Below are 15,434 nucleotides of genomic sequence, written 5' to 3' on the forward strand. Positions count from 1 at the left end.
GCTTCCGGGAAGGGGTAAGGGTTGGATTCGGTTCGGGGTATGCGGCAGGACGGGCGCGGCTCAGGCCGGGCCGCGCAGGGCAACAAAGGCCTGGTGCAGGCCCAGGCGCAGATCGACGATGCGCTCCAGATGGCCGCGCATGCGCTCCTCGTCCCAGGGCCGCACGCGGCTGCGTTCGAGGCGCGCCTGCTGCTGGGGCGTGAGGGGAATGCTTGCCGGTGCGGCAACTGCAGCGGCTGTGGGGGTAGCGGTGGCCGTGACTGCTGCCGCAGCAGCAGGTTCGGTTTGCGGCTCGGGCTCAGGCTCGGGTTGCGCATCCAGCACCGAGGGCTTGCGCCACAGTTCGGCAAAGCGCTCCAGCGCGGTCACGTCCAGCATGCGCGCACAGGACAGCAGGGCCTGGTCGGCGCGGTAGCTGTGCCAGTTGCCCGTGATCTGCTTGCCGCCCACGGCCACGTGCAGTGCCTCGGTCAGCCGCGCCGACAGCGCGGACGAGAGCAGTTCGGCGCCGCCCAGCGACTGGGACATGCCTTCGATGGCATCGATGAGCTTGTGCCTGTCGCGCTCGAACTGGGCAATCCAGCGGGACTCGCGTTCCTCGCGGGACAACCGGGCCATGAGGGCGGGCAGGAGCGCGTCGTGGCGCATGTCGCGGCCCATGGTCTGGGCGGCATCGATCCATTCCACGTCCAGCTGGTATTGCAGGGCCCGCACCCAGCCCTGGCGCAGCGAGGACTTCCAGTCGCTGCGCCGGCTCCACTCCATCACTTCCAGGGGCGTCAGGCCCAGGGCGCGGGTCCAGAAGGACACGGGCGTGAGCTGCACCATCTGCTCCAGCAGCCAGGCCTTCTTGCCGCCACGGTGGTAGGCGTCGGGCTTGAGCGTGATGCCGTCGCGCTCCCATTCCTTGAGGCCTTCTTCGGGAGGCTCCACGATCCACTGGGCCTTGTCGTCCTGCTGCAGCATGGACTGCATCCAGCCCATGACGCGCTGGCTGTGCGCGCTGTCCGGCAGGCACGAGAGCATTTGCGCGGCGTTCTCGCGGATCTCCTTGCTGCGGTCGGACAGCAGTTTTTCGAGCAGCGGCTCATCGTCCATGCCCAGCCCCACGGCCAGGGCCTGGACCAGGGGCAGGCGCTCCTTGGCGCCCAGCTCCTTCAGGCTGCCTTCCAGCCGCGTGCGGGCCTTGGCGGCATCGGTTGCGCGCTCGCTGCGCAGCAGGGCCACGCGCTGCTCCACCGAGCCCTCCTGCCAGACCAGTTCGGGGTCGGCGGTCTCCTCCACGCCGCTGGCATAGCCCCATTGCGGGTTGAGCGTGCCCAGCCATCGTCCGCGCTCGCCCAGCACGGGGGCCAGCCACTGGCGCAGCTCCACGGACTGGCGGCCCTGCTCCAGCGCAGGCACCAGCAGGTCATGGGGCAGGCGCTGGCCGGCCTGGTCCAGGGTGCGCAGCATGGAGGCCTGCAGCTCGAACGGGCCGTCCTTGAGCACGTCGCCCATCAGGGTGTGCAGGCGCGCATCGGCAGGCGCGGTGCGCGACTCCGCAGGCGCGGCGGCCGGCACGGCCAGCGGTGCCGTCAGGCGCACCAGCGCGCCAGGCTGCCAGCCGGCCCGCTCGAACACGGCCGCCACGGCGCTGGCGCGCAGCAGTTGCTGGGCGGGCGAGTCACCGGCCACGTCAGCGCGGGGCTGCAGCGCGGCCTGCACGGCCTGCTGCGACCCGCTTGCGGACGGGTCCACGCCCGAAGCCAGCGCAGGCGGCACGGCCAGCCGGTCCGAGCCGACCATGGCCGATTGCTGCAGCGCAGCCCAAAGTTGTGCGTTGCTCATACCGGATCACCCTGGTTCTGCCAGATACATTGCTGGGCGGTTTCGCCTTCGCGGGCCTGCCAGGCGCTCAGCAGCCGCCAGCGGCCCACGGCCGGGCCGGGTTCCCATTCGCCAAACAGCTGCATGGGCGCACCGCCGCTGAGCGCCAGCAGGCGCCAGGCCTCGGCATCGTCAATCGCCACGGGAACGGGCTGCACTGGCGCCGCCGTGCCAAGGGTGACCGGAGATGCATCCAGCGCTTGGGGCCAGGCCGCGAACCACTGGCCCTGGGCGGGCACCAGCCGCAGCCGGTCCTGGCACAGCGGCTGCGTGGCCTGCAGCGGGTTGGCGGCAATGCGCTGGCCCAGCAGTTGCAGGACGTCTCCCCCGGCCGATGTGGCCAGCGGGCTGGCGCCATCGGCTGGCAGCGCAGGCCCGTTGCCATTGGCCGCAATGGCGCGCAGCGGCGCATGGCCCGGATAGAAATTCAGCGCGCAGCCGTAGCGATGGCCCGGCACCCAGGCCGATTCAAAGCCGCGCCCACCCTGCGCATAGTCCAGCACCAGGGCCATGCGCCCGGTGCGCTGGCCCTGCAGCCAGACGCGCCGCTCCATGAGCCGGCCTTCGCGCTCGATCATGCGCAGGCCGGCCACCAGCCATTCGTCCTCGACCAGTTGGCCCCTGGCCTGCACCTCGGCCTTGTCCATGGGCCAGCCCAGCGCGGCCATCACGTCGGCCTTGACCTCGGGGCTGAGCGATTCGCGGCGGCGCACGGCGTCGATGATCAACTGCCAGTGCCCCAGCTGCACCAGCATGTCGCGCGGCCAGTCTCGGTGGCTGTCCACCAGATCCCGGCAATCCTTGATGCGCGCCGCCATGCCCGTGGCCTGCGCATCGACCATGCGCGCGGCCATGTTGTTCCAGCGCTGGCGCATCTGCGTGTCGCTGGCCTGGTTGGCCAGGCCCGCACGCACCATGTCCTGCATCCACAGCGACAGCTCCTGCAGGCCGGCTTCGACCTTGTCCCAGCGCTTGTCTTCGCGCCTGGCCTGCTGTTTGGCCGCGACCTCGGGATCGGGTGGCGGCTCGGCCGCTGCGGCGGCAGCCTTGGCCTCTTTCTTCTCGGCCTTTTCCTGGCGGCTGTCCAGCCAGGTCTGCACCCAGGCGGGCGGATCAACGCCTTCGGGGACTTGCCCGCCGGCACGCATCAGCATCAGCGCAAGCCCGTGCTTGCAGGGGAATTTGCGGCTGGGGCAAGAGCATTTGAAGGAAGGCCCCGACAGGTCCACCTGGGTCTGGTAGGGCTTGCTGCCGCTGCCCTGGCATTCACCCCAGACCGCCACGTCATTGGCGCCCATGGCGGGCCATTTGGCGGGCGATTGCAGGCCCTTGGCGGCCTTGCTGGATGAGGCGTCCGGCGACAGCGCCAGCACTTCGCTCTCTGTTCCTAATACACGCGACACCGAAGCTCCCTCTCCAAGTGTTTGTCATCGCCGAGCGCATTGAATGAAACGGCACCGCCCGGCAAACCCGAAAGCCTATCAGCAATAGTTATCGGCAATTTGAAACAATTCACAACAACACCCAACCTCTCTCCCATGAATGGGAACCCCCCATGGCGTGCAGCCAGCTGCGCTATATCAGCTCGTGCATTGATGGCACCAAGCCATGCCAGTCTTCAGGCATTGCGAAAGACGCAGAAAACACGCATTCACCATTTCCTGCGATGCACATCGCCACCCATTGAAAGCAAGCACTCATTCCGCACCTGAAAACGGTTTCATTCCATTGCACTGGCAACCATTGCAATCCGCTGGCCATTGCGATAGCGCGACAGTGCGTTCGACCCGCAGCCAGGCAAGGCCGGACCAGACCCTGGCTGGGGATGGGCTCTCAGAAAACCGGACGTGTCAGGCAAATATACTGTATATTTATACAGCCATGGAGCTGCAACGCAAACTTTTCATCCTCGCCGACGCCGCCAAGTACGACGCCAGCTGCGCCTCCAGCGGATCGCAGGGGCGCGACTCGCTGGACGGCAAGGGCATGGGCTCGGTCACCGGCATGGGCATCTGCCACAGCTATGCGCCCGACGGGCGCTGCATCTCGCTGCTCAAGATCCTGCTGACCAATGTCTGCATCTTCGACTGCCGCTACTGCATCAACCGCAAGAGCTCCAACGTGCAGCGCGCCCGCTTCACGGTGGCCGAGGTGGTGCAGCTGACGCTGGACTTCTACCGGCGCAACTGCATCGAGGGGCTGTTCCTGTCCAGCGGCATCATCCGTTCCAGCGACTACACCATGGAGCAACTGGTGGAAGTGGCGCGCCGCCTGCGCGAGGAGCATGACTTTCGCGGCTACATCCACCTCAAGACCATCCCGGATGCCGCCCCCGAATTGCTGGCCCAGGCAGGCCGCCATGCCGACCGCCTGAGCATCAATGTGGAACTGCCCACGGCCAGCGGCCTGGCGCAGTTCGCGCCTGAAAAGGATGGGCAGCGCATACGCCAGGCCATGCAGGGCGTGGACCGGCATGTGCAGGCCTGGCGCGCGGCCACGCGCGAGCAGCGCCAGGCGCAGTCCCTGCCCGGCGCGCCCGCGCAGCGCGCCGCCGTGCCACGCTTTGCGCCGGGCGGGCAGAGCACGCAGATGATCGTGGGCGCCGACCGCGCAACCGATGCCGACATCCTCGAATCCAGCCACACGCTGTATGCAGGCTACGGCCTGCGCCGCGTGTACTACTCGGCCTTCAGCCCCATTCCCGATGCCTCGCGCGATCTGCCGCCGCAGGCGCCGCCCCTCATGCGCGAGCACCGGCTCTACCAGGCCGACTGGCTGATGCGCTTTTACGGCTACGGGGCGGGCGAGATCGCGGCAGCCAGCCGCCACGGCATGCTGGACCTGGAGATCGACCCCAAGCTGGCCTGGGCACTGGCCAACCGACAGCAGTTCCCCGTGGACCTCAACCGTGCGCCGCGCAGCCTGCTGCTGCGCGTGCCGGGCCTGGGCACGCAGACGGTGGACCGCCTGCTGGCGGCGCGCCGCGTGCGCAGGCTGCGGCTGGACGATCTGCTGCGGCTGCGCGCCCCCGTGCAAAAGGCCCTGCCCTTCGTGCTGATCGACGGCCACCGGCCCCTGCTGGGCGAGACCGACTCGGCCGCGCTGCGCACCCGGCTGATCGCTCAGTCGCAGGCCAGCCAGGCCCAGGCACGGCACAGCGGCATGCGCGTGCAAAACGCGCTGCAGGCCAGCCTGTTCTAGCGCCTGGAGCACGCCATGCAAGCACAGGCTCTCACCATCGAACTCGACAGCCCCGACGACTGGCCCGGCTTTCGCGCAGCCTGCCGGGCGCTGCTGGCCCATGGCGCCGACCCCGCCCTGGTGCGCTGGCGGTGGCCCGACACGCGGGGTGCGCAGCCACTCGGCGCGAGCGTGGACCTGTTTTCCAGCGCGCCGGAGCAGGCCATGCCCGCCTCGGCACTCGCCGGGCTGGCCGGCCCCGGCGAGGCAGGGCTGTCCCTGTCGGACACCCAGATGTCCGCGCTGCGCCATGCCTGCATGCACCGCGCGGCAGGCCGCTTCGAGCTATGCCACCGATGGCTGGCGCGCATGCAGGCCCGGCCCGAACTGCGGCTGGATGCGCTGGATGCGGACTGGCGCGCCATCGAGGCCCTGGCCCGCCCCGTCTCGCGCGAGATCCACAAGATGCACGCCTTTGTGCGCTTTCGGACGACGCAGCGGCAGAACCAGCCCGATCTGCACATTGCCTGGTTCGAGCCCGAGCACCACATCGTGCGCGCGGCGGCGCCCTTCTTCTGCAAGCGCTTTGCCAACATGCACTGGGCCATCCTCACGCCGCAATGCAGCGCGCACTGGGACGGCCATGCGCTGCGCCTGGCGCCCGGCGCGCGCCGCAGCGATGCCCCGCCAGCCGACGCGGGCGAGGCCCTGTGGCTGACCTACTACGCCAGCACCTTCAACCCGGCGCGCCTGAAGGAGCAGGCCATGCTGCGCGAGATGCCGCGCCGCTACTGGCACAACCTGCCCGAGACGGTGCTGATCTCCACCCTGGTCCAGCAGGCCCGCGCGCGCACGGCGCAGATGCTGGCGCCGTAACGGCAGCCGCCAAAAAGAAACAGAAAAAGAAAAGGCCCCGAAGGGCCTTTGTCTGCTTTGCAGCGTCGCTCAGTGCATCAACCCAGCCACTTGCGGGCGTTGCGCCACACGCGCATCCAGGGGCTGAATTCCGACTTGTCGCCGTTGGTCCAGCTCATCTGCACGTTGCGGAACACGCGCTCGGGGTGGGGCATCATGGCCGTGAAGCGGCCATCGGCCGTGGTCACTGCCGTCAGGCCGCCGGCCGATCCGTTGGGATTGAACGGGTACTGCTCGGTGGCCTTGCCGTGGTTGTCCACATAGCGCATGGAGGCGATGGCCTTGTCCGCATTGCCGCGGAAGCGGAAGTTGGCAAAGCCTTCGCCGTGGGCCACGGCGATGGGCAGACGGCTGCCGGCCATGCCCTGCAGGAACAGGCTGGGCGACTCCAGCACTTCCACCATGGACAGGCGCGCCTCGAAGCGGTTGCTCTGGTTCTGCGTGAAACGCGGCCAGTCCTGGGCACCGGGAATGATGTCGGCCAGCTCGGCAAACATCTGGCAGCCGTTGCACACGCCCAGGCCGAAAGTGTCGCTGCGGCCGAAGAACTGCTGGAACTGCGCGGACAGGCTGTCGTTGAAGGTGATGGAGCGTGCCCAGCCGATGCCGGCGCCCAGCGTGTCGCCGTAGCTGAAGCCGCCGCAGGCCACCACGCCGGCGAAGTCCTGCAGCTGCGCGCGGCCGCTTTGCAGGTCGGTCATGTGCACGTCCACCGCGTCGAAGCCGGCCTCGGTGAAGGCGTAGGCCATTTCCACATGGGAGTTCACGCCCTGCTCGCGCAGCACGGCCACGCGGGGGCGCGCGCCCAGGTTCAGGAAGGGTGCGGCGGGGTTCTCGGCCGGGTCGAACGTCAGGTGCAGGTGCATGCCCGGGTCGGCAGGCTCGCCGGCTGCGGCGTGCTCGCTGTCGGCGCAGGCCGGGTTGTCGCGCTGCTGGGCAATCTTCCAGCTGACGGCATCCCAGACCTGGTGCAGGTCGCTGAGCGAGGCGCCGAAGACGGACTTGGCATCACGCCAGACCTGCAGTTCGCCCTTGCCCGCATCGACCTTGGACGAGACGGGGCGCGTCTTGCCGATGATGTGGCTGCAGGTGGACAGGCCATGCTCGCGCAGGGTCTGCAGCACGGCGGCGCGGTCGGCCGTGCGGATCTGCAGCACGGCGCCCAGCTCTTCGTTGAACAGTGCGCGCAGCGTCATGTCGTCGCGGCGGCCGCTGATCTGGGAGGCCCAGTTCTTGCCTTCGCCCGAGTCCATGCGGCTGTCGCTGATGCCGTCGCCTTCGGTGACCAGCATGTCCACGTTGATGGCCACGCCCACATGGCCGGCAAAGGCCATCTCGGCCACGGTGGCCAGCAGGCCGCCGTCGCCCTTGTCGTGGTAGGCCAGGATCTGGCCCTTGGCGCGCAGGTCATTGACGGCATCGACCAGGGCAATCAGGTCCTTGGCGTCATCGAGGTCAGGCGTTTCATTGCCGGACTGGCCCAGCACCTGGCCCAGGATGGAGCCGCCCATGCGCATCTTGCCGCGACCCAGGTCCACCAGGACCAGGGTGCTGTCGTCTTCCGAGGCGTCCAGCTGGGGCGTGAGCGTGCCGCGCACATCGTCGATGGAGGCGAAGCCCGTGATGATCAGGCTGACGGGCGAGGTCACCTTCTTGACCTGGCCGCCCTCGTTCCACTGGGTGCGCATGGACAGGCTGTCCTTGCCCACGGGGATAGAGATGTCCAGCTGCGGGCACAGCTCCATGCCCACGGCCTTGACGGTGGCGTAGAGCGCCGCGTCTTCGCCGGGCTCGCCGCAGGCCGCCATCCAGTTGGCCGACATCTTGACCTTGGACAGCTCGATGGGCGCGGCCAGCATGTTGGTGATGGCCTCGGCCACGGCCATGCGTCCCGACGCCGGGGCGTTGATGGAGGCCAGCGGCGTGCGCTCGCCCATGGCCATGGCCTCGCCCTTGAAGCCACGGTAGTCGGCCAGGGTCACGGCCACGTCGGCCACGGGCACCTGCCAGGGGCCGACCATCTGGTCGCGGTGCGTGAGACCGCCCACCGCGCGGTCGCCAATGGTGATCAGGAAGCGCTTGGAGGCCACGGTGGGGTGGGCCAGCACGTCGATCACGGCCTTTTCCAGGGGCACGCCGGTCAGGTCCATGGGCGGCAGCTCGCGCTGCACGGTGGCCACGTCGCGGAGCATCTTGGGCGGCTTGCCCAGCAGCACGTTCATGGGCATGTCCACGGGGAACTTCTGGTCGCCCGAGGCCACCGCCGTGTCCTCCAGCACCAGCTGGCGTTCTTCCGTGGCCGTGCCGATCACGGCGAACGGGCAGCGCTCGCGCTCGCAGAAGGCCGTGAACTCGGCCAGCGATTCGGGAGCGATGGCCATCACATAGCGTTCCTGGCTTTCGTTGGACCAGATTTCCTTGGGCGCCAGGCCGGATTCCTCCAGGTTGACGGCGCGCAGGTCAAAGCGCGCGCCACGGCCCGCATCGTTGGTCAGCTCGGGGAAGGCATTGGACAGACCACCGGCACCCACGTCGTGGATGGCCAGGATGGGGTTCTTGTCGCCCTGGGCCCAGCAGTGGTTGATGACTTCCTGGGCGCGGCGCTCGATCTCGGGATTGCCGCGCTGCACGGAGTCGAAGTCCAGCTCGGCCGCGTTCGTGCCGCTGGCCATGGAACTGGCAGCGCCGCCGCCCATGCCGATGCGCATGCCGGGGCCGCCCAGCTGGATCAGCAGGGTGCCGGCGGGGAACTCGATCTTCTGAGTCAGCTCGGAGTCGATCACGCCCAGGCCGCCCGCGATCATGATGGGCTTGTGGTAGCCGCGCATCACGGCATCGGCACCCACGCCGACCTGCTGCTCGTACTCGCGGAAATAGCCGGTCAGGTTGGGACGGCCGAATTCGTTGTTGAAGGCCGCGCCACCGAGCGGTCCCTCGATCATGATCTGCAGCGGGCTGGCGATGTGCTCGGGCTTGCCCACTTCGCTGCCCCACAGCTTGGAGACCGTGAAGCCCGACAGGCCGGCCTTGGGCTTGGAGCCGCGGCCCGTGGCGCCCTCGTCGCGGATCTCGCCGCCCGCGCCGGTCGATGCGCCGGGGAAGGGGGAGATGGCCGTGGGGTGGTTGTGCGTCTCCACCTTCATCAGCACGTGGTTGACGGCCTGCTTCTTCTGATAGCTGGGCGCCTTGATCTTGTCCAGGGCCGCCTCGAAGGTGGCGACGAAGCGCTCGACCTCATGGCCTTCCATGATGGAGGCGTTGTCCGAATAAGCCACCACCGTGTGCTGGGGCGAAACCTGGTGCGTGTTGCGGATCATGCCGAACAGGCTCTTGTCCTGGGCCACGCCGTCGATGGTGAACTGGGCGTTGAAGATCTTGTGGCGGCAGTGCTCGCTGTTGGCCTGCGCGAACATCATCAGCTCCACGTCCGTGGGATTGCGCTTGAGGCCCTTGAAGGCATCGACCAGGTAGTCGATCTCGTCGTCGGCCAGGGCCAGGCCCCATTGGCGGTTGGCGGTCTCCAGCGCGGCGCGGCCGCCGCCCAGCACATCGACGAACTCCATGGGAGCGGCGTCCAGGGCGGAGAACAGTTGCTCGGCCTCGGCGCGCGTGGCGAAGACCGACTCGGTCATGCGGTCGTGCAGCAAGGCGGCGATCCGTGCAGTCTGCTCGGCCGAAAGCTCAGGCGCGCTGCCCAGCACATTGCTCAACAGGCCGGTCTTGAAGGCGATGCGGTATTCGGTGATGCGCTCCACGCGGAACACGCCCAGGCCGCAGTTGCGGGCAATGTCCGTGGCCTTGGAGGCCCAGGGGGAGATCGTTCCCAGGCGCGGCGTGACCACCAGGGCGGCACCGTCGGCCGGGCCTTCATAGGGGTCTCCATAGGTCAAGAGCGCCTGGAGGCGCTCTTGCAATGCGGGCGTGGGTGCGGCGTCCGTGGCCACCAGGTGCACGAAGCGCGCGGCAATGCCGGTGATTTTGGGATGGATGGAGACCAGTTCGGTCAGGAGCTGCTGGGCGCGGAACGAGCTGAGAGCGTTTCCACCCTCCAACTGTGTCAGATGCAAGGTCACGTGGCGGCCTGTTGGGTGAGGAGGCTTGTGAAAAGCGCCCTGCGGCCCCGCCCTCCGGGGGCTGGCTGCAAGGCGCTGAATCGGTGAGGCCGCTATTTTACCGGGCTGAGCCGTCCCGATGGCGACAGCCGCCCCTTACCCCTGCACGCCCGAAGGCGCAATGGGATAATTGCGGGCATGAGCATCACCATCAAGAGCGCTGAAGACATCGCAGCCATGCGCGTGGCCTGCCGCCTGGCTTCGGAAGTGCTGGACTACATCACCCCCCACATCAAGCCCGGCATCACCACGGCCGAGATCGACCGCCTGGGCGCCGAATGCATGGCGCAGCAGGGCACGGTCTCCGCCACCATCGGCTACCAGCCGCCCGGCTACCCTCCCTATCCCGGACACCTGTGCACCTCGGTCAACCATGTGGTCTGCCACGGCATTCCCAATGACAAGCCGCTCAAGAAGGGCGACATCGTCAATGTGGACGTCACGGTCATCACCAAGGACGGCTGGTACGGCGACAACAGCCGCATGTTCATGATCGGAGAGTGCTCCATCGCGGCCAAGCGCCTGTCGGCACTGACCTTCGACGCCATGTGGCTGGGCATCCAGCAGGTCAGGCCCGGCGCCACGCTGGGCGACATCGGCAACGCCATCCAGACCTTTGCCGAAGGCCACGGCCTGTCGGTGGTGCGCGAGTTCTGCGGCCACGGCATCGGCCAGAAGTTCCACGAAGAGCCCCAGATCCTGCACTACGGCCGCCCTGGAACGGGCACCGTGCTGGAAGAAGGCATGGTCTTCACCGTCGAGCCCATGCTCAACCTGGGCAAGCGCGAGATCAAGGAGCTGGGCAAGGACGGCTGGACCATCGTGACCAAGGACCACAGCCTCTCGGCCCAGTGGGAACACACCCTGGTGGTGACCAAGACCGGCTACGAAGTCATGACCCTGTCGGCCGGCTCGCCCGCGCTGCCCCCCTTCGTTACCACTACGAGCTGCTGAGGCTCGGCATGTTTCTTGCGTGATGCGCAGGCAAAATGGCATGGCGTCCGGGGCACCCGCTCCCGGCGCCTTCCCTGCCCTCGCTGCGCATGAAACAGACCACTGACCACACTCCTTCCCACGCTGCGCCCTCTGCCCCGGACTCGCTGGAGCAGTTGCGCGTGCAGTACGCCCGGGATCGCGGGCGCTGGATAGGCTCGCTGCTGGCGCCCACCATGGGCCGGCGCGGCGTGCGCCTGGTGCTGCAGCACCTGAGCGATCTGGCCGACACGCTGCTGCGCGCGCTGTGGCATCGCGCCGGCATGCCGCCCGAGGCCTGCCTGGCCGCCGTGGGCGGCTTCGGGCGCGCCCAGCTGTTTCCCTATTCCGACATCGATGTGCTGGTGTTGCTGCCAGCCGCTGGCACGGCAGATGCCGAGCTGGCCTCGCGCATCGAGAAATTCATCGGCAGTTGCTGGGACGCGGGCCTGGAGATCGGCTCCAGCGTGCGCACGCTGGCCGAATGCCTGGAGGAATCCGAGCGCGACCTGACGGTGCAGACCGCCCTGCTGGAATCACGCCGCATCTGCGGCAGCGAGCCGCTGTTCACCGAGTTCCAGACGCGCTACCAGGCCCAGATGAATGCGCACGCCTTTCTGTCCGGCAAGCTGCTGGAAATGCGCCAGCGCCACAACAAGTACGAGAGCACGCCCTACTCGCTGGAGCCCAACTGCAAGGAATCGCCCGGCGGCCTGCGCGATCTGCACACCATGATCTGGCTGGCCCGTGCCGCAGGCCTGGGCAGCAGCTGGCAGGCCCTGGCCGGCAAGGGGCTGATCACCGATTTCGAGCGCCGGCAGCTCGAAGACAACGAAGCCCTGCTGAGCCTGATACGTGCGCGCCTGCACGCGGTGGCGGGCCGGCATGAGGACCGCCTGGTCTTCGACCAGCAGACCGCCGTGGCCGAGGCCTTTGGCTACCGCTCCACCTCGGCCGAGGGGCGCAAGCTGGCCATGCGCGCCAGCGAGACGCTGATGCGCCACTACTACTGGGCGGCCAAGGCCGTAACCCAGCTGTGCCAGATCCTGCGGCTGAACATCGAGGAGCGGCTGAACCCGCGCCCCACGCCGCGCATCCGGCTGAACTCGCGCTTCTACGAGAAGGCCGGCACCATCGAGGTGGCCAGCGACGATCTCTACGAGCGCGAGCCGCACGCCATCCTCGAAACCTTCCTGATGTACGAGACCCATGTGGGCCTCACCGACCTGTCGGCGCGCACGCTGCGCGCGCTGTACGGCGCGCGGGACCTGATGGACGCGGCCTTCCGGCGCGACCCGGTCAACCGCGCCACCTTCATGAAGATCCTGCAGCAGCCCAGCGGCATCACGCACGCCATGCGGCTGATGAACCAGACCTCGGTGCTGGGGCGCTACCTGTGGCCCTTCCGGCGCATCGTGGGCCAGATGCAGCATGACCTGTTCCACGTCTACACGGTGGACCAGCACATCCTCATGGTGCTGCGCAATGTGCGGCGCTTTTTCATGGCCGAGCATGCGCATGAGTACCCGTTCTGCTCCCAGCTGGCCAGCGGCTGGGACAAGCCCTGGCTGCTGTACGTGGCCGCGCTGTTCCACGACATCGGCAAGGGCCGCGGCGGCGACCACTCCATCATCGGCGCCGTGGAGGCCAAGCGCTTTTGCCGCGCCCACGGCATTGCGCGCGCCGACGCCGAGCTGATCGAATTCCTCGTGCGCGAGCACCTGACCATGAGCCAGGTCGCGCAAAAGCAGGACCTGTCGGACCCCGAGGTGATCCAGGCCTTTGCCGAGCGCGTGGGCAACGAGCGCAACCTCACGGCCCTGTACCTGCTGACCGTGGCCGACATCCGCGGCACCAGCCCCAAGGTCTGGAGCGCCTGGAAGGGCAAGCTGCTGGAGGACACCTATCGCCTGACCTTGCGCGTCATGGGCGGACGCGCGCCCGATGCTGCCGCCGAAATCGAGGCCCGCCGCCGCGAGGCCCTGGTGCAGCTGGCACTGACAGCCCAGCCCTTCGAATCGCACAAGAAGCTCTGGGACACGCTGGGCGTGGACTATTTCATGCGCCACGAGGCGGCCGACATCGCCTGGCACACGCGCCACCTGTCGCGCCACGTGGGCACCACCCGCCCCGTGGTGCGCGCGCGCCGCTCCCTGGCCGGCGAGGGGCTGCAGGTGCTGGTCTACGCGCCTGACCAGCCCGATCTGTTCGCGCGCATCTGCGGCTACTTCGACCGGGCGGCCTTCTCCATTCTGGATGCGCGCGTACACACGGCCCACAACAGCTATGCGCTGGACACCTTCCAGGTGGTCGCGCCCGCCATGCAGGAGCAGTACCGCGAGCTGATGCACATGGTCGAGAACGACCTGGTCGCCGCGCTGATGCAGGGCGGGCCGCTGCGCGAGCCATCCCCCCGGCGCCTGTCGCGCCGCGTCAAAAGCTTTCCCTTTGCGCCGCGCGTCACGCTGCAGCCCGACGAGAAAGCCCAGCACTGGCTGCTGTCCATCTCGGCCACGGACCGCGCCGGCCTGCTCTACACCGTGGCGCGCATCCTGGCGCAGCACCACCTGAGCGTGCAATTGGCCAAGGTCAGCACGCTGGGCGAGCGCGTGGAAGACAGCTTTCTGATCGAGGGCGCCGAACTGCAGAACAACCAGCGCCAGCTGCTCATAGAAACCGAGCTGCTGCAGGCCTTGGCGGTCTGAACTTGTGGCGAAAAAAGGCCCGCCCTGCAATACAGGGCGGGCCTTTTGCATCCAGGCGCTGGCGCGGGTGCGGCCGTCAGTGCATGGCGGCCGCAGGCGCCGACACCGTGGCCACCTCCTTGCCCTCGCGGTCATAGAGCTTGCCGTCGACCACCCGGTCGCCATCGGCCAGGGCAGACAGCACGGCCTCGCTGAGCACGCGCTCAGAACCTGCGCCGAACACCGAAGGCTCCTCGGGATTGCCCTGCTTGAAGTGGTTGAAGACCAGGTTCAGCAGCAGCACGGTCACCGCCGTGGAGCTGATGCCCGAATGGAACATGGTGGCGAACCAGTCCGGGAAGTGGTGATAGAAGTCCGGCTTGACCATGGGCAGCACGCCCATGCCGATGGACGCCGCCACGATGATCAGGTTCATGTTGTTGTGATAGTCCACCTTGGCCAGCGTGCGGATGCCGCTGGCCGCCACCGTGCCAAAGAGCACCAGGCCCGCGCCGCCCAGCACCGAGGGCGGCACGCAGGCCACGATGCGCCCCATGATGGGCAGCAGGCCGAAGGCGATCAGGATCAGGCCGCTGAAGGCCACGACATAACGGCTCTTGATGCCCGTGACCGCGACCAGGCCCACGTTCTGGGCAAAGGCGCTCTGCGTGAACGAGCCGAAGAACGGCGCCACCACGCTGGACAGCATGTCGGCGCGCAGGCCGTCGGCCAGGCGGCGCGAATCCACGCGGGTGCCCACGATGTCGCCTACAGCCAGGATGTCCGCCGAGGTTTCCACCAGGGTCACCAGGATCACGATGGACATGGAAAGCGTCGCCGCCAGGCTGAAGGTCGGCCAGCCGAAGTGCAGCGGCATGGGCACGGCGAACCAGGCGCCGCTGCCCACCTCGGAAAAGTCGGACTTGCCGATCATGGCCGCCACCGCCGTGCCGATGACGATGGCCAGCAGAATGGACAGGCGCGAGATCATGGCGTTGCCCAGCTTGCTCAGTGCCAGCACGATGACCAGCGACAGGCCCGCCAGCCCGATGTTGCCCATGCTGCCGTAGTCGGCCGCCTGGGGATTGCCGCCCATGGCCCAGTGGGCCGCCACCGGCATCAGCGACAGGCCGATGATGGTGATCACGCAGCCATTGACCAGCGGCGGGAAAAACCGGGTGAGCTTGGAAAAAATGGGCGCAATGATCAGGCCGAACACCGAGGCAAAGAGCACGGCGCCCAGCACACCCTGCATGCCGCCGCCCGTGTGCAGGATGCTGACCATGGTGGCCACGCCCGAGAAGGACACGCCCTGCACCAGCGGCAGGCGCGAGCCGAAGAACGGAATGCCCAGCGTCTGCAGCAGCGTGGCCAGCCCGCCCATGAAAAGGCAGGCCGTGATCAGCAGGCCCGTGTCGGCCGCCGACATGCCGGCCGCATTGGCCATGACCAGGGGCACGGCCACGATGCCTCCGTACATGGTCAGCACATGCTGCAAACCATAGAGGGTGTTGGCCGTGAGGCCGAGTTGCTCGTCCTCCGGGCGGATGTCTGTGCCCAGGGCCGGCGCATTGCCAGAACTTTTTTCCATCGCTGTCTCCTTGTCCTCTTGTTCACAGAACGCCGGACAAGTACGCGGCAGCCGGATGGCGGCAGGCGCGCCCCCGCGCACCCTTTGCCGCCGACCCGATAGGCCGCGCTC

Annotated in this window: 8 protein-coding genes; 4 read left to right on the top strand and 4 right to left on the bottom strand. The window is 68.0% G+C overall.

Features of this window, described 5'->3' with window-relative positions:
- Nucleotides 1–60: 60 nt before the first annotated feature.
- The gene (locus CLV01_RS22700) at nt 61–1,830 is read right to left on the bottom strand and encodes a DUF5691 domain-containing protein (protein ID WP_099733139.1); all 1,770 of its coding nucleotides are present in this window, start codon (nt 1,828–1,830) and stop codon (nt 61–63) included.
- Nucleotides 1,827–3,272, bottom strand: coding sequence for an SWIM zinc finger family protein (locus CLV01_RS22705; protein ID WP_099733138.1), 1,446 nt, complete (start codon nt 3,270–3,272; stop codon nt 1,827–1,829). The genes CLV01_RS22700 and CLV01_RS22705 overlap by 4 nt, the downstream gene beginning before the upstream one ends.
- Nucleotides 3,273–3,750: 478 nt before the next feature.
- Here CLV01_RS22705 and CLV01_RS22710 point away from each other — a divergent pair, with 478 nt between their 5' ends.
- Both CLV01_RS22710 and CLV01_RS22715 read left to right on the top strand, forming a co-directional pair.
- On the top strand, nt 3,751–5,070 hold the full coding sequence (locus CLV01_RS22710) for a putative DNA modification/repair radical SAM protein (RefSeq protein WP_013801517.1): 1,320 nt from the start codon (nt 3,751–3,753) through the stop codon (nt 5,068–5,070).
- A gap of 15 nt (nt 5,071–5,085) precedes the next feature.
- Nucleotides 5,086–5,925 (top strand): TIGR03915 family putative DNA repair protein, encoded by an 840-nt coding sequence (locus tag CLV01_RS22715; protein ID WP_099733137.1) that lies wholly within the window; start codon nt 5,086–5,088, stop codon nt 5,923–5,925.
- Between the two features lie 77 nt (nt 5,926–6,002).
- Here CLV01_RS22715 and purL read toward each other — a convergent pair whose 3' ends face one another.
- Nucleotides 6,003–10,037 (bottom strand): phosphoribosylformylglycinamidine synthase, encoded by a 4,035-nt coding sequence (gene purL / locus CLV01_RS22720; RefSeq protein ID WP_099733136.1) that lies wholly within the window; start codon nt 10,035–10,037, stop codon nt 6,003–6,005.
- A gap of 177 nt (nt 10,038–10,214) precedes the next feature.
- Between purL and map the strand changes: the two genes are divergently transcribed.
- Nucleotides 10,215–11,030 (top strand): type I methionyl aminopeptidase, encoded by an 816-nt coding sequence (gene map / locus CLV01_RS22725; RefSeq protein ID WP_034396030.1) that lies wholly within the window; start codon nt 10,215–10,217, stop codon nt 11,028–11,030.
- An 89-nt stretch (nt 11,031–11,119) separates the two neighbouring features.
- Complete coding sequence (locus CLV01_RS22730) at nt 11,120–13,753, top strand: [protein-PII] uridylyltransferase (RefSeq protein ID WP_180288445.1); 2,634 nt, start codon at nt 11,120–11,122, stop codon at nt 13,751–13,753.
- Nucleotides 13,754–13,829: 76 nt separating this feature from the next.
- On the opposite strand, the gene CLV01_RS22735 is transcribed toward CLV01_RS22730, so the two are convergent.
- Nucleotides 13,830–15,323, bottom strand: coding sequence for a nucleobase:cation symporter-2 family protein (locus CLV01_RS22735; protein ID WP_012206653.1), 1,494 nt, complete (start codon nt 15,321–15,323; stop codon nt 13,830–13,832).
- Between the last annotated feature and the right edge of the window lie 111 nt (nt 15,324–15,434).

Source organism: Delftia sp. 60 (genome assembly GCF_002754395.1).
In the GTDB taxonomy this organism is placed as follows: domain Bacteria; phylum Pseudomonadota; class Gammaproteobacteria; order Burkholderiales; family Burkholderiaceae_C; genus Comamonas; species Comamonas acidovorans.

Coding starts and splice junctions, on each gene's coding strand:
- CLV01_RS22730 (WP_180288445.1), top strand. CDS start 11,120: ATGAAACAGACCACTGACCACACTCCTTCCCACGCTGCGCCCTCTGCC.
- CLV01_RS22735 (WP_012206653.1), bottom strand. CDS start 15,323: ATGGAAAAAAGTTCTGGCAATGCGCCGGCCCTGGGCACAGACATCCGC.
- CLV01_RS22710 (WP_013801517.1), top strand. CDS start 3,751: ATGGAGCTGCAACGCAAACTTTTCATCCTCGCCGACGCCGCCAAGTAC.
- map (WP_034396030.1), top strand. CDS start 10,215: ATGAGCATCACCATCAAGAGCGCTGAAGACATCGCAGCCATGCGCGTG.
- CLV01_RS22700 (WP_099733139.1), bottom strand. CDS start 1,830: ATGAGCAACGCACAACTTTGGGCTGCGCTGCAGCAATCGGCCATGGTC.
- CLV01_RS22715 (WP_099733137.1), top strand. CDS start 5,086: ATGCAAGCACAGGCTCTCACCATCGAACTCGACAGCCCCGACGACTGG.